This window comes from Microbacterium testaceum, from assembly GCF_020781835.1.
In the GTDB taxonomy this organism is placed as follows: Bacteria; Actinomycetota; Actinomycetes; order Actinomycetales; family Microbacteriaceae; genus Microbacterium; species Microbacterium testaceum_H.
Window position 1 is genome coordinate 318231 of record NZ_JAJGNJ010000002.1, and the last position, 25920, is coordinate 344150.

Here is a 25920-nt window from a genome sequence, read left to right on the forward strand (position 1 = left end):
TAGGGTGTCGAGCGTGGTGTCGTGGCGCGATCTGGTCTCCGTCGCCGTCGGCGGTGCGCTGGGCACGGCGGTCCGCGCCGGGCTCACTCTCCTCTCCGCCGAGGTCCTCGGCTCGGCGCTGGTTCCGCTCATCAACGTCGTCGGGGCGTTCGCGATCGGGGTCCTCTTCGGCATCCGGGCGCGGATGCCGCGATCGACCCGGGCGCAGCGGGCACAGCTGTTCTTCGGCACCGGCGTGCTCGGCGGCTTCACCACCTACAGTGCGCTCGCCGTCGAGTCCGCTGATCCGTCGCTGCTGTGGTGGGGGGCGGTGACGGTGGTCGTGGGCACCTCGGCGGCGTGGGTCGGTGTGCTGGTCGGGCGCGGGGGCCGGGCGCGATGACCCCCCTCGTCTTCGTCGCCGTGGTCGCCGCCGGCGGCGTCGGCGCGGCCCTGCGCTTCGCCTTCGACACCGTCGTCCGGGCGTGGACCGGCGAACGCTACCCGTGGGGGATTCTGGTGGTGAACCTGACGGGCGCCTTCGTGCTCGGGCTGCTCACGCCGCTCGTGGTCGACGAGGCCTGGCGCTGGATCGTGGGCACGGGGCTGCTGGGCGGCTACACCACGTTCAGCGCCGTCGCCGTGACCACGGCGCTCCTCGCGGAGGAGGGGCGCACCCGCGCCGCGACGTCGTATGCGGTCGCGTCCTTCGTGGGTTCCGTCCTCGCGGCGGCTCTCGGTCTCGCCCTCGGCCGCCTGCTCTGAGCGGCCTGTCGCCCGCGAGAGCCGTGGGATACTGGCCGGGGATACATCTCTGTATCGAACGGGTGCTCATGGCATCCGTGGTCGGCCGACCCGAAGGGCCCATGCGTGTCGTATCTGGCCGTGCTCAGCCTGCGCAACCGGGCGCTCATCGCCCTCGTCACGATCGTCGCCGCCGTGTTCGGCGGTCTCGCGCTGACGAGCCTGAAGCAGGAACTCATCCCCTCGATCGAGTTCCCGCAGCTCGCGATCGTGACGACCTACCCCGGAGCCTCGCCCGAGGTCGTCGAAGCCGACGTCTCCACCCCGATCGAAGGGGCCATCCGCGGCGTCGACGGGCTCGAATCGACGACGGCGACCAGCACGACCAACTCCTCGATCGTGTCGGCGTCCTTCACGTACGGCACCGACCTCGCCTCCGCGCAGCAGAAGATCCTCGCGGCGATCGCCCGGATCGACGATCAGCTGCCGGAGTCCGCCGACACCACCGTGGCCTCCGCGAGCATCGACGACTTCCCGGTCATCCAGCTGGCGGTGACCGGCTTCTCCGATGCGCAGAACATCCAGTCGACGCTCGAGACCGTGGTGGTCCCCGCGCTCGAGGACGTCGACGGCGTCAACGCCGCGCAGGTGGTCGGCGGCACCGGCCAACGCGTCACGATCACCCCCGATCCCGCGCGTCTGGCCGATCGCGGTTTCAGCCAGCAGGCCATCAGCGACGCCCTCGAGGCCAACGGTGTGCTGTTCCCCGGCGGCTCGGTCACCGAGGGCGACGAGACGCTCACGGTGCAGACGGGCGCCAAGCTCACCAGCGTCGACGAGATCTCGGCGCTGCCGCTCGTTCCCACCGACGCCGCGCAGGCCGCGGCCGGACGGACGACCATCGCCGACGTCGCGACCGTGGCGCAGCAGTCCGACCCCGCGACGACCCTCTCGCGGGTGAACGGCGAGCCGGCGCTCACGATCGCGGTGACCAAGCTCCCGGCCGCCAACACCGTCGACGTCTCCCGCGGCGTCCTCGCCGCGATCCCCGACCTCGAGTCCTCGTTGGGCGGGGCCACCTTCACCGTCGTGTTCGACCAGGCGCCGTTCGTCGAGCAGTCGATCGAGGCTCTCGCGCAGGAGGGGCTGCTCGGACTCGCGTTCGCGGTCGTGGTCATCCTCGTCTTCCTCATGTCGGTGCGCTCCACGCTCGTCACGGCGATCTCGATCCCCACGAGCGTGCTCGTGACCTTCGTCGGGCTGCAGGCGTTCGGGTACTCGCTCAACGTCCTGACGCTCGGAGCGCTCACGATCGCGATCGGGCGCGTCGTGGACGACTCGATCGTCGTGATCGAGAACATCAAGCGGCACTACGTCGGCGACGCCGAGAAGATCCCGACCATCGTCCGCGCCGTGCGCGAGGTCGCCGCCGCCATCACGGCATCCACGATCACCTCGGTCGCGGTCTTCCTGCCGATCGCCTTCGTGGGCGACGTCACCGGCGAGCTCTTCCGGCCGTTCTCCCTCACGGTCACCATCGCCATGGCCGCGTCGCTGCTGGTCTCGCTGACGATCGTCCCGGTCCTGGCCTCGTGGTTCCTGCGGCCCGGGACGGTGATCCGGGATGCCGAGGGCAACCCCGTCGACCCGGAGTCGCCGACGGCGCCGCCCTCGCGTCTGCAGAAGGCGTACGTGCCGATCCTCAGCTGGACCCTGCGGCACTCGTGGGTGACCCTGGGCCTTGCCGTGCTCGTGCTGGCCGGCACCGTGGCATCCGTCCCGCTGCTGAAGACCGACTTCCTCGGCGACTCGGGGCAGAACACCTTCACCGTGACGCAGAAGATCGGCTCGGCACCGAGCCTGGAGGCCGAGGACGCCGCCGCCCAGCGCGTCGAGGCCGTCCTGCGCGACATCCCGGGCGTCGAGACCGTGCAGACCTCGATCGGGTCGAGCGGCTCCGCCCTGCGCGACGCCTTCTCCGGCGGTGGCTCCGGCATCACGTACTCGATCACCTCCGAGGAGGGCGCCGATCAGGTCGCCCTTCGTGAACGCGTGCGCACCGCCGTGTCCGACATCGCCGACGCCGGCGAGATCGAGGTGAGCGCCCAGGGCGGCGGGTTCGGCTCGAGCGACATCACCGTCGACGTCACCGCCGCAGACGGCGAGGGGCTGCAGCGGGCCACCGACGCCGTCATCTCGGGTCTGCAGGGGCGCGAGGGCATCGGTCAGGTGTCGAGCAGCCTGTCGGCCTCGCTGCCGTACGTCTCGGTGCGGGTCGACCGGGATGCCGCGGCCGAACGAGGACTGTCCGAGCGCACGGTCGGGGCGCTGGTGTCGGGTGCCATGCAGCCGCGTCAGGCCGGGACCGTCGAGATCGACGGCCGCGGGATCGACGTCTACATCGCGTCGGAGGATCCCCCCACGACGATCGACACCCTGCGGGCACTGGAGATCCCCACCGCTCGCGGAGCCGTCCGCCTCGACGAGATCGCCACGGTGGAGACGAGCCAGACGCCCCCGAGCATCACGACCTCGCGCGGTCTGCGCACCGCCACGGTCACCGTCACGCCGACCACCGACGACCTCGGCAGTTCCTCGGCCAGCGTGCGCGAGGCGCTCGCGGACGTGTCGCTGCCGGAGGGGGCGACGGCGGAGCTCGGCGGGGTCGTGACCGATCAGCAGGACGCCTTCGGTCAGCTCGGGCTCGCTCTGCTGGCGGCGATCCTGATCGTCTACGTCGTCATGGTCGCGACCTTCAAGTCGCTGCGTCAGCCCCTCGAGCTGCTCGTCTCGGTGCCGTTCGCCGCCACCGGCGCGATCCTCATGCTGCTGGTCACGGGCGTGCCGCTGGGCGTCGCCGGCATGATCGGCGCCCTCATGCTCGTCGGCATCGTCGTCACCAACGCCATCGTCCTCATCGACCTGGTCAATCAGTACCGCGCGCGCGGTCTCAGTGTGTTCGAGGCCACCATCGTCGGTGGCTCACGCCGACTGCGCCCGATCCTCATGACGGCGCTGGCGGCGATCTTCGCGCTCGTGCCGATGGCGCTGGGCATCACCGGACACGGCGGGTTCATCTCGCAGCCGCTGGCCGTCGTGGTGATCGGCGGACTCGTATCGTCGACGTTCCTGACGCTGCTCGTGCTGCCGACGCTGTACAACCTCGTCGAGGGAGCGAAGGAGCGACGTGCCGCACGCCGCGCGACGACGTCGAGGCCCGACGCAGACGCGGAGGAGCCGACGACGGGCGACCACCCGCTGAGCCGGCGAGAGCTGCGCGAGCGCCACTGACGATCGCGGGACGGCGCCGGGTGACGCTCGGCCGTACGTGGCGCACCGCGCGCGATGCGAGCGGGGCCGCGGCGGCGTCGATCCCGGCCGTACGGGTGCGGGCGGGGCGCGCGGGGGCGGCGTCGGCGGTGTCCTGCGCCTGCGCGGGGGAGAGATCGGGGCGCACTCCCGAGAGGCAGTGGGTGAACACGCCCGACCACGCGAACATCGCACTGAAGGCGATGACCTCGAAGAGCGCGAGGTTGATGGTGGCGGTGACGAACAGCCATGCGCCGGCGAAGAGGAACACGAACACGACCGACGTCGAAAGCACCAGACGCTTCGGCAGGCGGTGCAGCAGGAACGGCGAGGTGAGCAGGAGTGCGGCGAAACCGAGGACCATCATGCCGGCGACCTTGTCGTGCAGATCCTTGTTGGTGTTGAGCGGGATGCATCCCACGAGCGCCAGGTTCACGCCGATCACCGTCAGGAAGAACGCCGCCGCCGTCGGGGCGCCGCGGCGACCGGCTCGGCGCCCGAGTCGTCGTAGATCGCGGCGCACGCGCACGGCGTAGACCACCACGAGCGAACCGCCGACCTTGAGGGTGGTGTTGAAGAACGCCGCGGAGAGGTCGCCGAACGTGCCGAGCTGGCTGAAATGCAGCTGCCACCAGAGCGGGTCGGTGGTGGTCAGGATGGAGGCGAGGATGCCACCGACCAGCACGACGAGCACGAGGCCGGCGAGGTGCATCGTGGGGATGCTGTCGATGCGGCGGGTGAGGCGACGCACGACAAGGGAGAGGTCGGCGGAAGGGGCGGTGGGACGGACCGCAATGCTCATTTCGGGCACTTTCGTCGTGGACGGATCGGGCGTCCCCCCACACCGCGAGACCCCAGCCCCCGTCGGCTCATTCGGGTTGAACCGAGGGGACGATGGTCCTCGGTCTCCCCGGCGGCGACGGAATCCGTCAAGGGAATGGTAACTTTCCGAGTGCTCCCATAGGAAAGGTCTTGCCTGCGAATTCCCCAGATCGTATGGGGAATTCTTTGTCCCCCATTTGGGGGACAAACGCTCAATTCCGGTAAGAAATGCCCCATTCTCGACGGATTTCGCGCTCGGGCTGCAGGACGATGAGATCCGTCCCCGTCACGAAGGCGTTCGACGGCGCCGTCATGGGTTCGATCGCGACGGCGAGCGGGTTCCCGGGGTAGCGATCGGTGGTGAACACCTGGACCCACTCGAACCCGGCGTCCTGCCACAGTTCGACGCGTCGACCGTCCGGGGCCGTGAGGGTGTGGTGTGCGCGCCCATCGGCATCCCGTTCCAGCCCGCGATAGGCTTTGTCCAACGCCACGTCGCCCAGACGCCGGCCGGCGCGCAGGTCGGTGGCGTCGTCGACCGGCACCTCGTCGACGGGGATCTTGCGCTCGTCCAGCATCAGGGTCGACGTGCCGGTGGAGCGGAGGACGAGGTCTTCGGTGGCGACCCCGCCGATCTGCAGGTACGGATGGATGCCGAGCGCCACCGGCGCGGCCTCGGCACCGACGTTGCCGATGACGTGAGACACGTGCAGACCGTCCGCGAGGAGCGTGAAGGTCACGCGCGTGCGCAGGTGGAACGGGTACCCGGTCTGCGGGACGACGTCCGCCGCCAAAACGATCCGTTCGTCCGACGCCTCGACCGCGGTGTACGAGCCGAAGCGCAGAAGGCCGTGGCTGGCGTTGCCGAACGCGGGTTCGCTGAGGGCGAGCTGCCGGTCCACGCCGCCGAAGGAGTACTTCCCGTCCCGGATGCGATTCGGCCAGGGCACCAGCACCACCCCGGATGCCGCGGGGGTGGGAACGTCGTCGGGGTAGCGCGGCACGAGGTCGACGCCGTCGACCGTGAGCGCGCGCAGCGCGGCGCCCACCTGGGCGATCTCGGCGGACGACTGCGGCCCGTGCAGGCGGAATCGGTGGCCGGTGGGGTCGGCGGTCATGAGGAGGCCTTTCGAGCGCGGGGCGGGCGTTGCAACCAGGGTCGCAGGAGCTGCGTCACCCAGGGAAGCACCGCGTACGTCATGACGGGGGTGAGCAGCAGGGTCGTCGCCAGGACGCGCAGTGGCAGGGGGACCTCGGCGAAGCCCGGGACGAAGCCGAGCAGCCAACTCGCGAGAAGGTTCGTGGGGAAGAAACCGACCCAGATCGTCACGGCCTGCTTCCACCGAGGCGGTGCCGGCGGCACGGGCTGCTGCACGCCCTGGGTCGTGGCATCCGTCCCGTCCCGTGTCTCCACGTGCATCGCGAGGGGCGCGTCGAACCAGCCCTCGATGCCCGTGCGGCGCTCCACCCGCTCCTCGCGGGCGAACGGCCGACCCGAGTCCAGCCACCATCGCCGCTGCGACGATGTCTCCCACCCCTCGAGGGTGGCGATGTCGCGGAAGCGATACAGCATGTACCAGAGGTCGCTGTCCTCGCCCGCGCGCACCCACCCCGAGCCGAGGAAGCCCGGGAAGGCGGTCGCGAGGTCGGTGCCGGCCTGCATCCAGGAGGTCGCTTCGGCGGTGCGCGTCGGGTCGATGCGCCGCTCGATCGCCACCGTGATGGGGTGAGCGTCGGTGTCTGCCATGCTCCCATCTTCGGTCAGCGGACCCGTTCGCGGTGCGCTCGGAACAGGCGGTGTGCTCCGCGAGTGCGAACCTCGTCCCCGTTCTGTCGGTGCATGTCCCACCTTTGGTCCTTCGAGTGCCGCGCAGGCCGCCACAAGTGGGACGAGGCGGTGGGCCGAGACATGGATGCCATTCCCAGGGGCGACCTGTAACGTAGACGGGTCGGCTCTGGACACCGCGCGTGATGCGCGGATGGGTTTGTGAGTCCAAGGGGCCGATGGACAGGACGCGATCGCGGCCTCGACCATCATCAGTGAATGGCCCCCGGCCGACGACAGTCCGGGTATCGCACCGCCACGAGCGGTGTCGCTGTTTCGCGCGAACAGAACCCAGGAAGTCCCCCATGCCCAAGAACAAGAAGCCCGCCGGCGGTCGCGCCGCGAAGAACTTCGAGCCCCGGTACGGCGCCAAGACGTCGTTCCAGGACCGCAAGCGCCGGCCCGGTGCCGAGGCACCCGCGAAGCCCGGCAGCAAGAGCCCCAACCACCGCGGCTACCGCGCACCCGAGGCCGACACCGCCCCCGCCAAGCGTCGGTGGACGGCGCAGGAGCGCGCCGGCCGCGACGAAGCCCGCGGCATCCGCAGCCACGCGCGCGGCGAGGAGCGCCCGGCGCGTTCTTTCGACCGCGAGGAGCGTCCGCGCCGGTCGTTCGAGGACCGTCCGGCTCGTTCGTTCGACCGCGGACCGCGTCCGGCACGAGACGAGCGTCCCGCTCGCTCGTTCGAGCGTCGTGACGAGCGTCCTGCGCGGTCGTTCGAGCGCGATGAGCGTCCGCGCCGGTCGTTCGAGCGCGACGAGCGTCCGCGCCGGTCGTTCGAGGACCGTCCTGCGCGGTCGTTCGAGCGTCGGGACGAGCGTGCCTCCCGCGACGAGCGTCCGGTGCGTCGGGACGAGCGTCCTGCGCGGTCGTTCGAGCGCGATGAGCGTCCGCGCCGGTCGTTCGAGGACCGTCCTGCGCGGTCGTTCGAGCGTCGGGACGACCGTCCCCGCCGTGCCGCCGGTCCGAACCGCTCCGACTGGAACGCCTCTCCCAAGCGCTCGGCCGAGCACGAGGAGCGCGTCGACGTCGTGCACGAGCGTCTCCAGGCGGAGGCCGTGGATGCCGCGACCGTCGCCGAGGCGAGCTTCGCCGACCTCGGCCTCGGCGACAACATCGTGCGTGCCCTCGCCGGCCTCGGTGCAGCGAGTCCCTTCCCGATCCAGGCCGCGACGGTGACGCCGATCCTCGAGGGCCGTGACGTGCTCGCGCGCGGTCGCACCGGTTCGGGCAAGACGATCGCCTTCGGCGCTCCGCTGGTCGAGAGCATCCTGCGTGCGCAGGCGGGCAAGCGCCGCGAGTTCGGGCGCGCCCCGAAGGCGCTCATCCTCGCACCGACGCGCGAGCTGGCGCTCCAGATCGACCGCACGGTCCAGGTGATCGCGCGCAGCGTCGGGCTGTTCACCACCCAGGTCTACGGCGGTGTGCCGCAGGCGCGTCAGGTCGGTGCGCTGAAGAAGGGCGTCGACATCGTCATCGGCACCCCCGGACGCATCGAGGATCTGCTGAACCAGGGCAAGCTCGATCTGTCCGACGTGCAGATCGCGGTGCTGGACGAGGCCGACCACATGTGCGAGCTCGGGTTCCTCGAGCCGGTGCAGCGGATCCTCCGCGCGACCGCCGAAGGCAGCCAGAAGCTGCTCTTCTCAGCGACGCTCGACCGCGAGGTCGCCGCTCTGGTGGACGAATTCCTCGTCGAGCCGGCCGTGTACGAGGTCGCGGGTGAGGATCAGGATTCGGGCACCATCGACCACCGCGTGCTCGTCATCGACCACCGGGACAAGGCCGAGATCCTCGGTTCGCTCGTCGACCGGGAGGGGAAGACGCTCGTCTTCGCCCGCACCCGCGCCTACGCGGAGATGCTCGCCGAGCAGTTCGACGAGGCCGGCATCGCCGCGGTGGCCCTGCACGGCGACCTGAACCAGCAGAAGCGCACCCGCAATCTCGAGAAGCTCACGTCGGGCCGCGTCAACGTGCTCGTCGCGACCGACGTCGCCGCTCGTGGCATCCACGTCGACGACATCGACCTGGTCATCCAGGCCGATGCCCCCGACGAGTACAAGACGTATCTGCACCGTTCCGGTCGCACGGGGCGCGCCGGTCGCCGCGGCACGGTGGTGACGCTCATCACGCGTCAGCGCCGCCGTCGCATGACGGAGCTGCTGGATCGCGCCGAGATCGAGGCCCCGTTCGAGGAGACGCAGGTCGGCGACGACGTCATCGAGGAGCTGGCGGGCCGTCAGCTCGCCGACGTCGCGTCCTGACCCCGCCACCCGAAGCCCCGTCCGCCGTACGCGGGCGGGGCTTCGTGCGTGTTCAGAACAGGGTCGGCTCGCTCGCGGGGACGACGGAGGGGCGAGCGGATGCCGCGGACCCGGTGGATCGCACCGGTCCGAGCCGCGGTGCCGTGGCCTCGCGAGCGGCGAGGCCCGGTTGCGGTCGCCCGCGCGGGTGGTCGTCCTCGTCCCAGCCGTCGAGTCGGTGCATGCGCAGCAGCGGCTGGACGCGCTTGCCCAGCCACCGCCGGTACGCCTGCGGGGCCTGGACGGAGACGCCGGGGTACAGGCCGCGATAGGACGACACCAGTTCCGGGTGCTCACGTTCCAGCCAGTGCAGGAACCACTCCTTGGCGCCCGGTCGCAGGTGCAAGGCTCCGTAGACGACCCGGGCTGCGCCGGCCGCACGGATGCGACCGAGGGCGTGGTCGAGAGCGGCGATCGAGTCGGTGAGGTGCGGAAGGATCGGCATGAGGAACACCGTCACCCGGAACCCCGCGGCCGTCGCCGCACGGACCGTGTCGAGGCGGGCCTCGGCGCTGGGCGTACCGGGTTCGAGCGACTTCTGCAGGGCATCGTCGAACACGGCGATCGACATCGCCAGCGTCACTCGGACCTGTTCGGCCGCGTCGGCGAGCAGGGGCAGGTCGCGCCGCAGGAGCGTCCCCTTCGTCAAGATCGAGAAGGGCGTGCGGTTCTCGGTGAGGGCGCCGATGATGCCGGGCATCAGCCGGTAACGCCCCTCGGCCCGCTGGTAGGGGTCGGTGTTCGTGCCGAGCATGACCGGCTCGCGCGTCCACGACCCTCGCCTCAGCTCGCCGCGCAGCACCTCAGCGACGTTGACCTTGACGACGATCTGCGAGTCGAAGTCGGCTCCCGAGTCGAGATCGAGGTACTCGTGCGTCTTCCGGGCGAAGCAGTACGCGCACGAATGGCTGCATCCCCGGTACGGGTTCACCGTCCAGTCGAAGGGCATCGCCGACGCTCCCGGCACCCGGTTGAGGGCGGTCTTGGCCAGCACCTCGTGGAAGGTCATGCCGGCGAACTCGGGCGTCGTGACCGAGCGGACGAGCCCGTCCATGCGCTCCATGCCGGGAAGTGCCGCCGAGTCGTCGACGCCCAGCTGTTGCCCGTGCCATCTCATCGTCCTATGGGAACATGTGTTCGAGAAAATGACAAGCGCGGCAGCGCGGGATTCGCAATTCTCTCACGCCGCGCGCGGCACCCGTGCGAGCGCGCCCGGCCTCGGGCACTCGCGCGCGGCGCTCTAGGGCCGGGTCGGCGCGCGACCCGGCCGGGCGTCACACCGTCGCCGCCGCCCGCCCGATGCTGAGCAGCGGTGGTGCGCAGCAGGCGCCGCCCAGGGAATTCCCCGCGGCGTCGAACAGGCCCGCGCCGCCGCAGACGCCGGTGTCGGGCAGGACGAGCTCCGTGCGTCGGGCGGCCTCGTGGTCGCCCGCGAGCTCGGCGACCACGCTGCGCACCTGCTCGTAGCCGGTGAGGGCCAGGAACGTCGGTGCACGGCCGTACGACTTCGCGCCGACGAGGTAGAAATCGGGCTCCGGCTGGGCGAGGTCGGCTGCGCCGGTCGCGGCCACCGAGCCGCACGAGTGCACGTTGGGGTCGACCTCTGCGGCGATCCGGATCGGCGCCTGCAAGGTGGGGTCGAGCTCCAGCCGCAGTTCGGACAGGAACGACAGGTCGGGCCGGAATCCGGTCAGGACCACGACGCGATCCGCCGTGAGGGCGCGACCGTCCTCGGCGATCAGGGTGGCCCGGTCGCCCTCGCGGGCGACGCGTTCGATTCGGAACCCCGTCACCAGCGACACCAGGCCGGCATCCACGTACTCTCGTGCCCGGATGCCGAGGGCTCCCCGCGCGGGGAGCTCGTCGGCCTCTCCGCCGCCGAAGGCGTTGCCGGCGGTGGCCCGACGCAGCGCCCACGTGACGGTGGTCGACGGGTCGCGGCGGGCCATGCGCGCCAGAGCCAGGACCGCCGTGACGGCGGAGTGCCCCGACCCCACGACGACGGTGTGCTTGCCCTCGAATCCCTCGCGGTCGCGGAAGTCGGGGATGCGGTACGACAGCGCGTCGGCGGCCGCGGCTTCGCCGATGGCGGGCAGGCCGTCTGCGCCGGCGGGGTTGGGCGATGACCAGGTGCCCGATGCATCGATGACCGCCCGGGCGAGCAGACGGTACTCCTCGCCCTCGCGGGGGCGGACGTGCACGACGAAGGGCTGCTGACCGCGCCCGGCGTCGACGAGCCGGTCGCGTCCGCGCCGTGACACCCCGGTCACGCGGCTGCCGTAGCGCACGCGATCGCCCAGGGCATCGGCCAGCGGTGCGAGGTACTTCTCGATCCACTGCGCCCCTGTCGGGAACCCGGATGCCGGGGCGGCCCATCCGGTGGGCTCGAGGAGGCGGCGTGCGGACGCGTCGGTCACCTCGGCCCACTCGGAGAAGAGGCGCACGTGGCCCCACTCCTGTACGGCCGCGGCGGCCGATGCGCCGGCCTCCAACACCACGACCGGCACATCCCTCTCGACCAGGTGCGCGGCGGCGGCCAGTCCTTGCGGTCCCGCGCCGATCACGGCCACGGGGAGCACATTGTCCATCGGAATCCTCATCTCCCATCGACGAATCTCGATGGATAGAGGATCGTCGATGTATCGACAGATGTCAATGCGACGTGTCAGAATCATTCCATGACCACGTCGCTTCCGCTCTTGCCCGCGGTGGACTCCGCCGTCTGCTGCACGCCGGTGACCGGCGGTGCCCTCACGACCGAAGAAGCCGAGCGCACCGCCCGCACGTTCAAAGCCCTCGGCGACCCCACGCGCGTGCGCCTGTTGTCGCTGATCGCCGCGTCCGGCGACGGTGAAGCGTGCATCTGCGACCTGACCGCGCCGGTGGGGCTGTCGCAGCCCACCGTCTCGCACCACATGCGCATCCTCGTCGAGGCCGGGTTGGCCACGCGGGAACAGCGCGGCCGCTGGGCCTACTACCGCGTGGTGGTCGACGCGCTCGAGAGCGCCTCCCGCGCCCTCCGGCCGTGAACGACGTCGCCATCCGCCCGATGGTCTCCGCCGATTGGGTCGAGACCGAGGCGATCTATCGACAGGGGATCGAAGCGGGGAACGCGACCTTCGAACGACGGCCCCCCTCGTGGGAGGCGTTCGACGCCGGCAAGCTGCGGGTCGGCCGGCTCGTCGCCGTCGACGGGGCCGGAGCCGTGCTGGGGTGGATCGCGGCATCGGCGGTGTCGACCCGCGAGGTGTACCGCGGGGTCGTCGAGCACTCGGTGTACGTCGCCGATCGAGCGCACGGCCGCGGCGTCGGCGGAGCGCTCCTGCGTGCGTTTCTCGCCGCGGTCGATGCGGGCGGGATCTGGACGGTCCAGTCGAGCATCTTCCCCGAGAACGCCGCCAGCCTCGCCCTCCACGAGCGTGCAGGCTTCCGCCGCGTCGGCTACCGGGAGCGCATCGCCCTCATGACCTACGGTCCATGGGCGGGGCAGTGGCGTGACACCATCCTGATCGAGCGGCGCAGAGCGGCCTCGTCCGCCACCCCGACCGCGGCGGACGCACCTCGGTAGGGCGACCGGCTCCTGAGCATCCGCTCCCACCCCCGCGTTCCGCTCGACCGCGGAGGTCGAGCGGGTGAGAATGGGTCGAGTGACATCTTCCGACCACGAGCTCTCGCCGCGCCGCGCCGCGCGCGCCGAAGCCGAGCGTCGGGCGACGGCCGCCCTCGCGCTGCCGGCCGTCACAGCTCCCGAAGCGCCGCCGCGAGCCGCTTCGTCGAACGGCCCGGCTCGATCGCGCCGCGAGCATCGCGAGCAGCAGCGCGGATCGCGTGCGACGAGCGGGCCCGCCTCCTGGTGGCGGGACCGCCCCCTTCTCGTCCGTCGGCGCCTCGCCGTGCTCGCGCTGGTGATGGTCGTCGTCGTCGCGTGTGGCGTGGCGATATCGGCTGCCGTGGGTGGCCGTCAGGATCAGTCCGCCCCCGGCCCCGCCGTGGCCGCGGCGGCGCTCGCCGGACCCCCGGCGGTGCCCGCGGAGGGGCTGCCGGTCCCGGTCATCTCCGAGGCGCCCGCACCCGAGAGTCCCTGCGACGATCCGGCCGTCACCTCGGCTCTGGCCTCGGGGGACGACGGGGCGACGATCGCCGCGATCGGCGGAGGGGAAGCGTTCCGCGCCGCCGTGGCATCCGGGATCGCTCCGTGCGTGTCGCTCTCGGATGCCGACCGCGAGTGGGTCGTGGTCAACAAGAAGCGTCCGTACGACCCGGCCGACTACCGCCCGGGAGACCTCGTCATGCCCGACGGGGTCCGGGCGCTCGAGGAGTCCGCGCTGCGGCGCCGGGCAGCCGACGCCCTGACCTCGCTGGTGCGCGGGGCCGCGGATGCCGGGGTCGGCGAGATCGGATACCTGAGTGCGTTCCGCTCCTACCAGACGCAGCAGACGACCTACGCGGGCCGAGTCGCCGTGGGTGGCGTGGAGGAAGCAGACCGCGAGAGCGCGCGCGCCGGTTTCAGCGAGCATCAGTCCGGGCTCGCCGTCGACATCGTCCCGTGCAACCGGTCGTGCGGCACGCTCGACGATGTGGCCGGGTCGAGCCAGGGTGCATGGGTGCGCGACCACGCGTGGGAGTACGGCTTCATCACGCGCTATGACGTCGGCCGCATCGACGTCACCGGCTACGAGCCCGAGGCGTGGCACCTGCGCTACATCGGGCCGGAACTGGCGAAGGCGTACCACGACGGCGGCTACACGACGCTCGAGGAGTTCTTCGGCCTCCCCGCCGCCCCGACGTACTGAGCGACGGACGGATGCCGGGCCGAGCCCGGTCGCTACGATCGGGCGCATGCCCCTCGCCCTGATCACCGGCGCCGCACGTGCGAACAGCATCGCGGCCGGCATCGTGCCGCGCCTCGTCGAGGACGGCTGGGACGTCGTCACCAGCGACCTCTCGACGGGGGACTTCCCGTGCGACCTGTCGGATCCGGTCGCGCCGACCGAGCTCGTCGAGCGGGTGGCCCGCGAGCGCGGCACGCTGTCGGCCCTCGTCCTGAGCCACGCCCACGACGTCGAGTCCGGCATCCTCGACACCACCGCGGAGAGCTTCGACCGACATGTCGCCGTGAACGCACGCGCGACGCTGCTGATGATCGCCGCGTTCGCCCGGCAGATCGATGCCACGGGTGGCGCGATCGTGGCCTTCACGAGCGACCACACCACCGGAAACCTGCCGTACGGCGCCTCGAAGGGCGCGCTGGACCGCGTCGTCATCTCGGCCGCGCGCGAGCTCGGTCCGCTCGGGATCTCCGCCAACGTCGTGAACCCGGGCCCGATCGACACCGGCTGGATGGACGACGAGACGCGCACGGCGCTGACGGCGATGCATCCGCTCGGTCGCTCCGGCACGCCGAAGGACATCGCGGCGCTGACGTCGTTCCTGCTCGCAGGCGAGGGTCGCTGGGTGAGCGGTCAACTCCTGCACGCCGACGGCGGCTTCTCCGCCCGCTACTGAGGACCCTCAGGCCACCAGGAACACCGCCGCGGACACCGCCCAGAACGCCAGCACGAACACGGTGTCGCGGTGGTGCCAGGGGACCGAGTGGCGTTCGGTGCGGTCGGGGTGGGCGCCGAAGGCGCGCGCGTCCATCGCGAGCGCCACCCGTTCCGCGTGGCGGATGCCGCCGGCCAGGAGCGGCACAACCGTACGGATCCATCGCAGGGGCAGGAACCCTCCGACGCCGCGTACCCGGTGCGCGAGCCGGATCACCTCGAGCTCGCGGCCGAAGCGGGGAACGAAGCGGATCGCCGCGAGCGCCGCGTATCCGATCCGGTAGGGCACGTGCAGCTGGTGCACGAGCGCGCGGACGAGGTCGGCGCCGGTCGTGGTGAGCCCGCCGATGAACGCGAGTGTCATGATCGCGGCCAGGCGCAGGCCGGTCGCGACGCCCACGGTGAGGGCGCTGTCGGTGAGGGTCCACGTCCCTGCGCGGACCACGTCGGTGCCGCCGCGCGCGGGGTCGACCCACAGCGCGAACCCCAGGCTCACGACGATCACCGCGAGCGGCACGACAGCGCCGAGCAGGACGAACAGCCGCGCCGACCACCGTGCCCCCGCGAACAGCGCCGCATACGCCAGGACGAGGAAGGCCAGCGGCGTCGCGAGGTCTCGGACGAACACCAGGGCGATCATCGCGGGCAGCGGTGCGGCGATCTTCGCGAGCGGATTCAGCCGCAGAAGGAACGCCGTCCGAGACGGCCCGAGCGCGACGGCGGTCACCGGTCGCCCCCGGGCAGATCGCGGAGACGTGTGATGCCGGCGAGCTCCGGATGCCTCCGGAGCCCCGCGAGCGCACGGCCCAGGGGCGGGGTGCCGAGTCCGATGCGATCGAGCAGGGCCTCGTCGGCGAACACGGCATCGACGGATGCGTCGGCGGCGAGGCGCCCGGCATCCACCACGACGACGCGATCGGCGTGCTCCGCCACGAGCTGCAGGTCGTGCGTGACGACGATGATCGTCGTCCCCGCCGCGCGGAGGTCGTCGAGCATCGCGAGCATCTCCTCGGCGCGTGCGCGATCCTGCCCGTAGGTCGGTTCGTCGAGCACGAGCAGTCGCGCACCGGCGACGAGGGCCGTGCCCACCGAGAGGCGCCGTTTCTGTCCGCCCGAGAGGAGGAAGGGGTGCGCGTCGGCGCGGTCGGCGAGGCCGAAGCGCACGAGCATCTCGTCCACGCGCGTGCGCACCTCGGTCTCGGGGAGGCGCAGCCGCCGCAGACCGTGGGCGAGCTCGTCGAACACGGTCGTCGTGACGAACTGGTGCTCGGGGTTCTGGAAGACGAAGCCGACGTGGCGCGACAGCGCACGCGTGGAGATCCGGCGGACGTCCATCCCGTCGATCCGCACGGCGCCGCGCGGGGGCCGCCGCACCCCGGCGATCGCCTGCACGAGGGTCGTCTTCCCCGCGCCGTTGGGGCCGACGACCGCGACGAACCCGCCCGCCGAGACGTCGAGGTCGACGCCGCGCAACACGGTCGCGCCCCCGCGAGTGACCCGCAGGTCACGGACCCGGAGAAGCGGCTCGCCCGCGGCCCGCGCGTCCGCCGAACGGGGCAGGGATGCCACGGCGGGCGGTGCCGCGGCCTCGAGCCCCGCACGCAGCTCCTCGGGCGTGAGGGGCAACGGGTCGAGCGTGTACCCGGCGCGGCGGAGCCGCAGCGCCGCGAGCGTCGCGGACGGCAGCCACACGCCGAGCTCGTGCAGCTCGAGCGCCCGCCCGCGCAAGACCTCGTCCACGCCGCCGTCCGCGACGACATGCCCCTGGCCGTCGAGCGCGACGACCCGCTCGATCAGGTCGATCGCGGCATCCAGGTCGTGCTCGATCAGCACAATCGCCCGATCGCCCGCGGCGACGACGTCGCGCAGGGCCGCGTAGACCTCGATGACACCGGACGGGTCGAGGCTCGCGGTGGGCTCGTCGAGAACGAGGAGCGGGGATGCCATGGCCAGTGCGCACGCGATCGCGAGGCGCTGGCGCCCGCCCCCGGAGAGGACGTCGGGCGAGTCGTCGCGCCGGTCCCACAGCCCGACGCGGCGCAGTGCCGCCTCCGCACGGGCGAGCACCTCGGGGACGGGGAGCCGCAGATTCTCGGGACCGAAGCACACCTCGTCGAACACGGTCCCGGTGATGAGCTGGGCGTCGGGATCCTGGAAGACCATGGCCACGGTGGCAGCGAGCTCGGCGACCGGCGTGATCGTGGCATCCCGCCCGCCCACGGACACCGTGCCGTGCACCTCCGCCGGGACGGCGTGGGGAATGAGCCCGTTCATCGTCAGCGCGAGGGTGGACTTGCCGGATCCGCTCGGACCGAGGACGAGCACGACCTCGCCGGGACGCACGTCGAAGCCCACATCGGCGGGGGTGGGGCGGTCGGCCTCGAAGTGGGTGACGGCGACGTTCCGAAGGCGCAGCAGAGCGTCGACGTCCGTTCGGGGCGACGCGGCTGTGGGGTGCGGGTGGGCGGTCACGGGTGTCCTTCGGCGAGGCGTCCAGTCTAGTTAGGCGGGCCTTACCTCGTCCGGCGGGCCTCTCGATGTCGAACCACGGCCCGGGAGCCCGTGTGCTCTGGACGCTCCGATTGCGCGAACGGTACATTCGAGGTCTTCCTCCGCCCGAACGGATGATCTCGTGACCGGTCTGTCCCGTCGTCAGTTCCTGCACGCCACCGCCGCCGCTGCCGCCGCGACGGGGCTCGGGTTCGACGTCCTCGCGCCGCAGTTCGCGCGCGCGGCCACCCCGTCGGCCGATGTCCCATCGACGCTCCTGCAGACGATCCGGCAGGGGTCGATCCTGTCCGGCACGTACCGCACGCTCACGACCGGGCCGGGGGAGCCGTATGTCCCGCGGATCGACGTGCTGCGGCGCTCGCCGTCGCCCGCGCGCACCACCGCCCGCCGGTCGCTGCTGTACGTGGGACACCTGTCCGACCTGCACGTCATCGAGGCGCAGTCGCCGGGGCGGATCGAGCCCATGATCGTGCAGGACCACTCGGCCTGGGGGTCGGCCTTCCACCCGCAGGATCCGCTGAGCCCCGACGCGACCGCGGCCATGGTGCAGGCGTTCTCGGACGCGCGGTACAGCCCGCTCACGGGGGCTCCGATGAGCGCCGCGATCGTGACCGGCGACAGCGCCGACATGCATTCGCACCTCGAGCTCCGCTGGTACATCGACCTCATGGACGGCCTGTCGGTCGACCCGGCCACGAGCGGACCGACGTGGCAGGGCGTCCAGGCGTGGAGCGAGGCGACGTGGGCGTACCGGCCCGGCGACCCGAGCGGGGGAGACTTCGGCGACTACGGTTTCCCGCGGCTCCCCGACCTGCTCGCGCAGGTGATCGCGCAGCGCGTCGAATCCGTCGGCCTCCCCGCGCCCTGGTACGCCGTGTACGGCAACCACGACACGCTCCTCCTCGGAACGTTCGACATCAGCCCGCAGCTGCGTGCGCTCGCCGTGGGGGCCCGGAAGTCGTACACCCTGGATGCCACGGCATCCACGGCCCTCGAGGGGTGGGCCGCGGGAACGAGCGTACTCGCTCAGGCGTTGGCGGCGCTGGGGCTGGCATCCGGGGGTCCGGGCTTCAAAGACATCACGGCCAACCCCGAGCGCTACCTCTTCGAGCAGCGGGACTTCATGGCAGAGCACTTCCGGACGGAGCCCACGCCCGGGCCGATCGGCCACGGCTTCACCGCGCACAATCTCACCTCGGGCGAGACGTGGTGGCAGGCCGACCTCAGCCCGCGGGTCCGGGCGTTCGGGCTCGACACGTGCAACGCCGTCGCCGGACCCGACGGGGCGGTGCCCGAGACGCAGATGCGGTGGCTGCGGGCGCAGCTCGAGATCGCGCAGCGCGACCAGGTGCTGGCGCTGATCTTCAGCCACCACAACAGCCTCACGCTCGAGAATCGCGCCACCCGGCCCGGGGCCGACGAGAAGCTCTACGGCGCGGAGGAGTTCGTCGCGATGCTGCTGGAGTTCCCCGTCGTCGTCGGGTGGCTGAACGGTCACACGCACCTCAACCAGATCCTGGCGCACACGAGCGCGACCGGCGGCTTCTGGGAGATCACGACGGCGTCGTGCATCGACTTCCCGCAGCAGCAGCAGGTCGTGGAGATCGTCGACAACCGCGACGGCACGCTCTCGCTGTTCACGACCGTGCTCGATCATGCGTCGCCCGCAGTGCCGGGGAACTCGGGGTCGGTCGCCGACCTCGCCGCGCGCAGCCGCGAACTCGCCGCCAACGACTGGGCCGAGACGCCGCTCATGCGCCGGGGGTCGCCGCTCGACCGCAACACCGAACTGCTGCTGCCGGCTCCGTTCGACCTCTCGGTCATCACCGACGCGCAGCTCGAGGCGCAGCACGTGACGGAGCGGGCGCGGATCCTCGCGTACGAGAAGGAGCGCGGACTATGAGGCGCTCTCTCGCCGGGCTGGCGCTCCTCGCTGTCGTCGCGCTCGCCGGCTGCTCGCAGGTCGCCGCGATCGCCCCGGTCGGCGGAAACCACCTGACCGAGGTGCGGTTCGCCACGATCGACGTGCTGCAGCAGAAGGGCATCGCGCTCGAGCAGGTGCCGACGTGCACGCGCGCCGACGACGGCGCGGTGGCGTGCGCCGGCACGACGGCCGACGGTGCGGTCGTCACGGCCGCTTCCCCCGCGGGCGACCCCGACAGCTTCACCGTCACGGTGGGCTCCGACACCGTGTTCAGCGGCAGCGTCAGCGCCGTGATCGACGAGGCCGCGGGGGTGACCCCGTGAAGCGGGCCCTGCTCGTCGCCGCCGTCGTTCTGGCGAACGCCGTCGTGCAGGCGCTGTGCGTCATCCCCGGCGCGACGCCCGCGGGCGCGCCGCTGTTCCTGGCGCTGCTCGCGGCATCCGTCCTCTCGCTCGTCGCCGCGGCGGCGGCGGTCCTCGTCCTGGTGGGCGGTGCCGAAGCGCGGTGGCCCCGTGCGCTCGCCGCGGTCGCGCTCGCGCTCGTGATCGTCGGAGCGCTCGCCGTGACGTCGGCCGCGACCCTCATCCCCGCGCTTCTCGTCGCTTTCGTGACCGTCTCGCCCGCCGGGACTCCGGATGCCACGGCGTGGAGCGGTCCGCGGGCGTTCGCCTGGCATCCGGTCCACGCCGTCCTGCTCGCGGTGCTGACCCTCGTCGCGATGGTCGTGCTCGCCGTGGCCGCGCTGCTCCTCGGCTTCTTCGTGACCGGGGGACTCGGGTCGTTCGCGACGTGGGTCGTGGTCGGGGCGCTGGGTGCACCGCTCGCCCGGGCGTGGGCTCGACTCGCGGTCCGGCCGCGGGGGGCGCATCAGCGCCGCGAGAGCCCCCGCGCCACTCCCGCGCCGCGCAGGCCCGAACCGACCGCCAGCCCGACGGCGGTCCAGAGCACGGGCCCCAGCACGCCGACCACGAGGTAGGTGATCCGCGCCCACGGGGCGAGCGCCCCGATGTCGGCGGCGAACCACACGGCCGCAGCCACCAGCAGCCCGATGATCACGGCCGAGACGAAGAAGCGGGCGGCAGCCCAGACGCGGTAGCGGGTGAGGGCGGCGACACCCTCCTGGATGCCGCCGAAGAGGATCGCGGTGCCCAGGAACCGGAACGTCCACTGCGGCGCCATCGCGCTCGCGACGAGCGCGGCGAGCACGTGCGTGAGGAGAGCCACCCAGGCCCGCCGGACGACCTGCTGCGCGATGATGCCCGGCAGGACGTGCGATCCGAGGACGAGGCCGTATGCCCACGGCGCGGTCGCCAGGACGACGAGGGTGAGCCACCCGGCGGCACCGCCCAGGATCCCCGTGCCCACGCCGATCGCGGCGCAGATCAGCAGAATGCGGGTGGACAGACGGGATGCCGACGACACGGGGTCAGCGTATCGCCACCGCGGCATCCGGTTCTCGCACGCCGTCCGAAAGAAAACGTTGGTGATGAATTTGCCGTGAGTTATGTTTGTGCGACGCGCGCCGTCGTTGTCGCGCACATCGCTCAATTCATCCCCCCGTTTGGAGCGCACTATGGGTCGTACCCTGCGTTCGGCCGCGGTCATCGCGTTGGCCGGGCTCTTCACCGCTGCCGGAGTCACCTCCGTGCAGGCCGCCGTCGTGGACGAGGGGGTGACGCCCCCCACACCCATCGAATCGTCCTCGGGCCGCTACATCGTCGTGCTCGACGAGGCCCCGGTCGCCACCTATGACGGCGGCGAGGCCGGATTGCGCGCGACGAAGTCGGACGAGGCGCGGCTGGACACCGATTCGGACGCCGTCCGCGAGTACTCCGCCTTCCTCGAGCAGCGACAGAAGGACGTCGCCGCAGAAGTCGGAGTGGACGCCGACTACTCGTACACGCTCGCCGTGAACGGCTTCAGCGCCGCCATGGACCCGAATCAGGCCGCGAAGCTCGCGGCCACCGAGGGCGTGCAGAAGGTCGTCCCCGACGAGATCCGCCACCCGGCGGCCGTGCCGTCCACGGAGTTCCTCGGGCTCGAGGGCGAGGGCGGCGTGTGGCAGCAGGTCGGCGGGATCGACGCGGCCGGTGAGGGCGTCGTGGTCGGTGTAGTGGACACGGGCATCGCGCCCGAGAACCCGTCGTTCGCGGGCGACCCGCTCGGCACCACCCCCGGCGATGAGCCCTATCTCGACGGCAACGACGTCGTGTACCGCAAGGCCGACGGCACCGACTTCCGGTCGCCGCGCGTGGCCACGGGCGACGGCTGGTCGGTCGAGGACTACTCGACCAAGCTCGTCGGCGCGCGCTACTTCGACCAGGGCGCCGCGGCGACCGGCTTCACGTTCGAGGCTGACTACCGCTCGCCGCGCGACGGCGACGCACACGGCTCGCACACCGCCAGCACCGCCGCGGGCAACAACGGGGTGCAGGCCAGCGTCGAGGGGATCGACTTCGGTGCCATCTCGGGCGTCGCCCCGGCCGCCAAGGTCGCCGCATACAAGGCGTGCTACTCCGGCCCCGATCCGCTCGTCACCACCGACGACGTCTGCGCGCTGAGCGATCTGCTGGGCGCGATCAATGCGGCCGTGGCCGACGGCGTGGACGTCATCAACTACTCCATCGGCGGAGGCGCCGCCACGACGACGCTCGCGCTGGAGGACGCGGCGTTCTTCAACGCCGCCGCCGCCGGCATCTTCGTCGCCGTCTCGGCCGGGAACTCCGGCCCGGACGCCTCGACCGCCGACCACGCCTCGCCCTGGTACACCACCGTCGCGGCATCCACGATCCCCACCTACGAGGGCACCGTGACGCTGCCCGACGGCTTCCAGGCCGCCGGGGCCTCGGTCTCGGTCCCCGCGGGCGAGGGGGTCACCGCTCCCGTCGTCTACGCCGGCGACATCGCGGCATCCGGAACCGATCCCGCCAACGCCGCGCTGTGCCTGCTGGGCTCGCTCGACGCCACGCAGGCCGAGGGCAAGATCGTCGTGTGCGACCGCGGGCAGAACGCCCGGGTCGAGAAGTCGCAGGCCGTGAAGGACGCCGGCGGCGTGGGCATGATCCTCGTCAACGTCACGCCCGCCTCGGTCGACAACGACTTCCACTCGGTGCCGACCGTGCACATCGACGCGCGCTACCGCGACGACCTGCTCGCCTACGTGCAGGGGACTCCGGATGCCACGGCCACCCTGATCGGAGAGAACATCACGGGCGAGGAGACGCCGACGCCGCAGGTGGCGGGCTTCTCCAGCCGCGGCCCGATGCTCGCCGACGGCAGCGATGTGCTCAAGCCGGACGTCTCGGCTCCGGGCGTGGCGATCCTCGCCGCCGCCGCGAACGCCGAGGGTGCCGAGCCGACGTTCGAGTTCCTCTCCGGGACGTCGATGTCGTCGCCGCACGTCGCGGGGCTTGCCGCGCTGTACCTGGGGGAGCGGCCGCTGGCCACTCCCGCCGAGGTCAAGTCGGCGATGATGACCACCGCCTACGACACTGTGGATGTCGACGGCGATCCGGCGCAGGACCCGTTCGCGCAGGGTGCGGGGCACGTCGACCCGACGAAGTACTTCGACCCGGGCCTGCTGTACCTCAACGGTCCCGCCGACTGGGCGGCCTTCCTGCAGGGCAAGGGCCTCGAGGACTTCGGCGTCGAGCCGATCGACGGCAGCGACCTGAACCTGGCATCCATCTCGATCGGTTCGCTCGCCAAGCCCCAGACCGTCACGCGGACGGTCACCTCGACGCAGGCGGGGACGTTCTCGGCATCCATCGAGGTGCCCGGCCTGGATGCCACCGTCGAACCGTCGACGCTGACCTTCGGCGCCGCCGGCGAGACGCAGACGTTCACGGTCACGTTCTCTCGCACGACCGCTCCGGCCGAGGAGTGGACGACCGGCTTCCTCACGTGGGCGAACGGTGACACCCAGGTGCGCTCGCCCATCGCGGTGCGTCCCACGACCGCCGAGGCTCCGGCCGAGGTGTCGGGAACCGGGCTGTCGGGCACGACAGCGGTCGAGATCCTCCCCGGCGTGAGCGGCGACCTGCCGCTGACGGTGTCGGGCCTCGCGGCCGCGACTGTGCTCACCGACCCCGACAACCCGGTCGAGGGGCACTCGGGGGACCAGGACTCCGGTGATGCCGACGGGTACGTGCGGTGGATCGTCGACGTGCCCGAGGGAACCGCCCTCTCGCGCTTCGACCTCGACTCGTCCGACGACACCGGCAGCGACCTCGACCTGTTCGTGTCCCGCGTGGTGAGCGCCGAAGACCTGCGGTACTACGAGCGGTTCACCTCGGCGTCGGCCTCGGCCGACGAGCGGGTGTCGCTGCCGAACCCCACCCCCGGCACCTACCTCGTCGAGGCGAACATCTACTCGTTCACGGCGCCGTTCACGTGGGACATGACCTCCGCGAACGTCCAGGCCGGGGGCGAGGGGCAACTCGCCGCCACACCCAACCCGGTGCCGGTCGAGCAGGGCGTCGCCACGACGTACGAGCTGTCGTGGCAGGGTCTGCGGCCCGAGACGCGCTACCTCGGCGTCGTGCAGTACGGCGAGTCGGGCGTCCAGACGGTGCTGACGGTCGACTCCGGTCAGGCCGCGCCCGTCGTCGTCGAGGCGCCGACGGTGTCGGGCACACCCAAGGTCGGTCGCACCCTCACCGCGACCGCCGGCACGTGGGACCCGGCCGAGGTGACGACGGCGTTCCAGTGGCTGCGCGGTGGCGAGCCCATCGAGGGCGCGACGTCGCCGACGTACCGCGTCACGCGCGCCGACGTGGGGACCGTCCTCTCGGTGCGGGTCACCGCGACGGCCGGGGACACCGGGCTCACCGGTACCGCGGACAGCGCGGGCGTGCCCGTGGTGGCCTCCTCGCGGACGACGGTCTCGGTCGATCCGTGGGTGGGCCGGACGTCCGACACGTACACGCTCACCGTGAAGGTGCGCCCGTCGGGCGGCCCCGCGGCCACGGGTGAGGTGACGGTGACCGTCGCCGGCATGCCCTACACCGCGACCCTCGAGGACGGTCGCGCCACCATCACGCTCGACCCGCAGACACGGGGCCTGCGCGTGGTGGAGGCGGAGTACGCCGGCAGCGAGACGGTCGAGGCCTCGAAGGCGTACAGCGCGTTCATCGTGCTGCGCTGATCCTCACGCCGACGCGGCGCCCGGGCTCCGGCTCGGGCGCCGCGTTCGTGCGTGCGGGGCGAGGTGTGCGGTCTCGCGGCCCGTCGGCGTCGGCACCGAGCGCGGCCGCCGTCTCGCGGCGCCTCCGGGGTCGCCCCGCGGCGGCTACACCCTGCGGCGACGGGGCGTCAGGCGCACCGCGGGAAGAGGAGGCGCCGGGATGCGCTCGGGGCCGTGGTCGATGACCGCTCCGAAGCGCGGCGCCCGCGCCTCCCACGCCTCGCGCGCCTCGACGATCTCGTCGTGCGAACGCCCCACGAAGTTCCACCACATCACGATGTCCGCCTCGAAGGGCTCACCGCCCAGCAGGAACACCCGGGCGTCCTCGGCGGCGACGATGTCCACGTGAGCCCGGCCCGTGCCCAGGTACAGCAGGCGGGAATCGTCGACGGATGCCGTGGCCCCGGCCACCGCGAGGGGCGTCGTGCGTCTGGCGGCGTCGGCATCGACGGCATCCATTCCCGTCTCGACCGCCGCGGAACCGACCATGCCGTAAAGGGCATATTCCCAGTCGGGCCGCAACGGCACCCGCACCGGCGTCCCCGCCGGGAGGCGGAGTTCGGCGCCCACGAGGGGAGTGTGCACCGTCGCGGGGGACGCCACCCTGCCGAGCTCGCCCATCACGACGACCGCGTCGGCGCCGTCGCCGAGGTCGAGGACGGGGAGGTTCTCGTGCCGCTCGAACGCCGGCCCGCCGTGGCGCCGCGACTCGGGCAGCGCGACCCAGAGCTGCAGGGCGTCGAGGGGAATCGGGGTCTCCCCGACGGAGTACTCCGAGTGCGCGATGCCCTCACCGCTGGTCATGAGGTTCAGAGCCCCCGGGCGCACCACGACGTCGCTGCCGACGGCATCCCGGTGCCGCACCTCTCCGATGATGGGCCACGTCACCGTCTGCAGGCCGATGTGCGGGTGCGGTTCGACGCGCATGAGGGTCTCCTGCGGACCGAACCGGTCCAGGAAGCACCAGGCGCCCACCATCGGCAGAGCCCGGTGCGGCAGCGTGCGGTGTACTTCCATGGCCCGGACGCCGCCGAGCGGCACGTCGCGCGCCTCGACCACGAGGGCCCGCGGCCCGTCGCACTCGACCGGGCCCTCGGTCGCCTCCGGAGCGACGTCGAGTCGCGTCATGCCGGTTCGCCGGGGTCGGCGGAGTCGGCGGCGTCTTCGCGGTTCGGCCAGTCGATGACGAGCCCCGCGACGTCGTGCTCGCGCAGGTAGTGCGCGACGAACGGGCACGTCGGGATGACGGCATCGCCGCGGCGTGCGAGATCGGACAGCGCCTCGCTCGCGAGAGCGGAGCCGAGACCCTTGCCCGTGAACGCCGGGTCCACTTCGGTGTGGGGGAGGACGACGCGGCCCTCGCCCGCGGGGCGGAACTCGAGGAAGCCGCCCAGCTCACCGTCCAGGTGCACCTCGTAGCGGTGGGCCTCATCGTTGCGGGTCACGGTCACTGCATCGGTCATGTCGCCTCCGGTCGTCGGTACTGTCTCCAACGTTCGCAGGGTGCGCGCTGTTCCGCCATCCCGGCGGCGGTGCGGATCTCAGCCGCGACCGCGGATGGAGTCCAGCACGGTCTCGGCGGCCCAGGCGGCGGCGTCGGGGATGTCGCGTCCGCGCATGCCCAGGGCGCGGTCGCGGGTATCGACGTCGACCTGTTCGGCTTCGTGATCGTCGCGGTGCTCATCCTGGCCGGGGCGACGAGCTGGGCGCTCTCGCGGCGTCCGCGCCGGGGCACGGTGCTGGCGCGGTGACCCTCCTCCACAGCCCGAACCCCG

22 protein-coding genes and 1 pseudogene are annotated in these 25920 nt (G+C 71.9%); 13 read left to right on the forward strand and 10 right to left on the reverse strand.

Annotated features, from left to right (window positions below):
- The first annotated feature begins 13 nt into the window (after positions 1 to 13).
- The 3 genes from LL239_RS04085 (at position 14) to LL239_RS04095 (ending at position 4014) form a co-directional block, all read left to right on the forward strand.
- Positions 14 to 382 carry a fluoride efflux transporter FluC gene (locus tag LL239_RS04085; RefSeq protein WP_228162170.1) on the forward strand — a complete coding sequence of 123 codons (369 nt, stop codon included), beginning with the start codon at positions 14 to 16 and terminating at the stop codon, positions 380 to 382.
- Positions 379 to 744 (forward strand): fluoride efflux transporter FluC, encoded by a 366-nt coding sequence (locus tag LL239_RS04090; RefSeq protein WP_228162171.1) that lies wholly within the window; start codon positions 379 to 381, stop codon positions 742 to 744. The genes LL239_RS04085 and LL239_RS04090 overlap by 4 nt, the downstream gene beginning before the upstream one ends.
- A 105-nt stretch (positions 745 to 849) precedes the next feature.
- Complete coding sequence (locus LL239_RS04095) at positions 850 to 4014, forward strand: efflux RND transporter permease subunit (protein WP_228162172.1); 3165 nt, start codon at positions 850 to 852, stop codon at positions 4012 to 4014.
- Positions 4015 to 4210: 196 nt separating this feature from the next.
- Here LL239_RS04095 and LL239_RS04100 read toward each other — a convergent pair.
- The 3 genes and pseudogenes from LL239_RS04100 to LL239_RS04110 all read right to left on the reverse strand — a co-directional run.
- Positions 4211 to 4834: pseudogene (locus tag LL239_RS04100) on the reverse strand (DUF998 domain-containing protein); the annotation flags it as partial.
- Between the two features lie 232 nt (positions 4835 to 5066).
- On the reverse strand, positions 5067 to 5972 hold the full coding sequence (locus LL239_RS04105; RefSeq protein ID WP_228162173.1) for an aldose 1-epimerase family protein: 906 nt from the start codon (positions 5970 to 5972) through the stop codon (positions 5067 to 5069).
- Complete coding sequence (locus LL239_RS04110; RefSeq protein ID WP_228162174.1) at positions 5969 to 6601, reverse strand: antibiotic biosynthesis monooxygenase; 633 nt, start codon at positions 6599 to 6601, stop codon at positions 5969 to 5971. The genes LL239_RS04105 and LL239_RS04110 overlap by 4 nt, the downstream gene beginning before the upstream one ends.
- A 383-nt stretch (positions 6602 to 6984) precedes the next feature.
- Here LL239_RS04110 and LL239_RS04115 point away from each other — a divergent pair, with 383 nt between their 5' ends.
- Positions 6985 to 8943, forward strand: coding sequence for a DEAD/DEAH box helicase (locus tag LL239_RS04115; RefSeq protein ID WP_228162175.1), 1959 nt, complete (start codon positions 6985 to 6987; stop codon positions 8941 to 8943).
- 52 nt (positions 8944 to 8995) lie between these two features.
- Here the strand turns inward: LL239_RS04115 and LL239_RS04120 are convergent, their stop codons facing one another.
- Both LL239_RS04120 and LL239_RS04125 read right to left on the reverse strand, forming a co-directional pair.
- The gene (locus tag LL239_RS04120; protein ID WP_228162176.1) at positions 8996 to 10099 is read right to left on the reverse strand and encodes an Rv2578c family radical SAM protein; all 1104 of its coding nucleotides are present in this window, start codon (positions 10097 to 10099) and stop codon (positions 8996 to 8998) included.
- Between the two features lie 157 nt (positions 10100 to 10256).
- A complete protein-coding gene (locus tag LL239_RS04125) occupies positions 10257 to 11570 on the reverse strand; it encodes an NAD(P)-binding domain-containing protein (protein ID WP_228162177.1) in 1314 nt (437 codons plus the stop codon).
- Between the two features lie 90 nt (positions 11571 to 11660).
- On the opposite strand from LL239_RS04125, the gene LL239_RS04130 reads away from it, so the two are divergent.
- The 4 genes from LL239_RS04130 (at position 11661) to LL239_RS04145 (ending at position 14487) form a co-directional block, all read left to right on the forward strand.
- On the forward strand, positions 11661 to 12011 hold the full coding sequence (locus LL239_RS04130; protein ID WP_228162178.1) for an ArsR/SmtB family transcription factor: 351 nt from the start codon (positions 11661 to 11663) through the stop codon (positions 12009 to 12011).
- On the forward strand, positions 12008 to 12550 hold the full coding sequence (locus LL239_RS04135; protein ID WP_228162179.1) for a GNAT family N-acetyltransferase: 543 nt from the start codon (positions 12008 to 12010) through the stop codon (positions 12548 to 12550). The genes LL239_RS04130 and LL239_RS04135 overlap by 4 nt, the downstream gene beginning before the upstream one ends.
- A gap of 79 nt (positions 12551 to 12629) precedes the next feature.
- On the forward strand, positions 12630 to 13775 hold the full coding sequence (locus LL239_RS17990; RefSeq protein WP_228162180.1) for a M15 family metallopeptidase: 1146 nt from the start codon (positions 12630 to 12632) through the stop codon (positions 13773 to 13775).
- Positions 13776 to 13821: 46 nt separating this feature from the next.
- Entirely contained in the window at positions 13822 to 14487 is a 666-nt protein-coding gene (locus LL239_RS04145; RefSeq protein WP_228162181.1) for an SDR family oxidoreductase, read from the forward strand.
- Positions 14488 to 14493: 6 nt separating this feature from the next.
- Here the strand turns inward: LL239_RS04145 and LL239_RS04150 are convergent, their stop codons facing one another.
- Both LL239_RS04150 and LL239_RS04155 read right to left on the reverse strand, forming a co-directional pair.
- The gene (locus tag LL239_RS04150; protein ID WP_228162182.1) at positions 14494 to 15252 is read right to left on the reverse strand and encodes an energy-coupling factor transporter transmembrane component T; all 759 of its coding nucleotides are present in this window, start codon (positions 15250 to 15252) and stop codon (positions 14494 to 14496) included.
- The gene (locus LL239_RS04155; protein ID WP_228162183.1) at positions 15249 to 16997 is read right to left on the reverse strand and encodes an ABC transporter ATP-binding protein; all 1749 of its coding nucleotides are present in this window, start codon (positions 16995 to 16997) and stop codon (positions 15249 to 15251) included. The genes LL239_RS04150 and LL239_RS04155 overlap by 4 nt, the downstream gene beginning before the upstream one ends.
- Before the next feature lie 160 nt (positions 16998 to 17157).
- Here LL239_RS04155 and LL239_RS04160 point away from each other — a divergent pair, with 160 nt between their 5' ends.
- Genes LL239_RS04160 through LL239_RS04170 form a run of 3 tightly spaced genes read left to right on the forward strand, consistent with a single transcriptional unit; the run spans position 17158 to position 19936 of the window.
- The gene (locus LL239_RS04160) at positions 17158 to 18939 is read left to right on the forward strand and encodes a TIGR03767 family metallophosphoesterase (RefSeq protein WP_228162184.1); all 1782 of its coding nucleotides are present in this window, start codon (positions 17158 to 17160) and stop codon (positions 18937 to 18939) included.
- Positions 18936 to 19283 carry a hypothetical protein gene (locus LL239_RS04165; RefSeq protein ID WP_228162185.1) on the forward strand — a complete coding sequence of 116 codons (348 nt, stop codon included), beginning with the start codon at positions 18936 to 18938 and terminating at the stop codon, positions 19281 to 19283. The genes LL239_RS04160 and LL239_RS04165 overlap by 4 nt, the downstream gene beginning before the upstream one ends.
- Complete coding sequence (locus tag LL239_RS04170) at positions 19280 to 19936, forward strand: hypothetical protein (RefSeq protein ID WP_228162186.1); 657 nt, start codon at positions 19280 to 19282, stop codon at positions 19934 to 19936. Before LL239_RS04165 ends, LL239_RS04170 begins: the two co-directional genes overlap by 4 nt.
- Here LL239_RS04170 and LL239_RS04175 read toward each other — a convergent pair.
- Positions 19828 to 20382, reverse strand: coding sequence for an ECF transporter S component (locus LL239_RS04175; protein WP_228162187.1), 555 nt, complete (start codon positions 20380 to 20382; stop codon positions 19828 to 19830). The two genes, LL239_RS04170 and LL239_RS04175, sit on opposite strands and share 109 nt — an antisense overlap.
- A gap of 151 nt (positions 20383 to 20533) precedes the next feature.
- On the opposite strand from LL239_RS04175, the gene LL239_RS04180 reads away from it, so the two are divergent.
- The gene (locus tag LL239_RS04180; RefSeq protein WP_228162188.1) at positions 20534 to 24106 is read left to right on the forward strand and encodes a S8 family serine peptidase; all 3573 of its coding nucleotides are present in this window, start codon (positions 20534 to 20536) and stop codon (positions 24104 to 24106) included.
- Between the two features lie 144 nt (positions 24107 to 24250).
- Here LL239_RS04180 and LL239_RS04185 read toward each other — a convergent pair whose 3' ends face one another.
- Together LL239_RS04185 and LL239_RS04190 are read right to left on the reverse strand one after the other, a co-directional pair.
- Entirely contained in the window at positions 24251 to 25273 is a 1023-nt protein-coding gene (locus LL239_RS04185; RefSeq protein ID WP_228162189.1) for a pirin family protein, read from the reverse strand.
- Positions 25270 to 25608 (reverse strand): GNAT family N-acetyltransferase, encoded by a 339-nt coding sequence (locus LL239_RS04190; RefSeq protein ID WP_228162190.1) that lies wholly within the window; start codon positions 25606 to 25608, stop codon positions 25270 to 25272. The genes LL239_RS04185 and LL239_RS04190 overlap by 4 nt, the downstream gene beginning before the upstream one ends.
- A 69-nt stretch (positions 25609 to 25677) precedes the next feature.
- Between LL239_RS04190 and LL239_RS04195 the strand changes: the two genes are divergently transcribed.
- The gene (locus tag LL239_RS04195) at positions 25678 to 25896 is read left to right on the forward strand and encodes a hypothetical protein (protein WP_228162191.1); all 219 of its coding nucleotides are present in this window, start codon (positions 25678 to 25680) and stop codon (positions 25894 to 25896) included.
- The last annotated feature ends 24 nt before the right edge of the window (positions 25897 to 25920 follow it).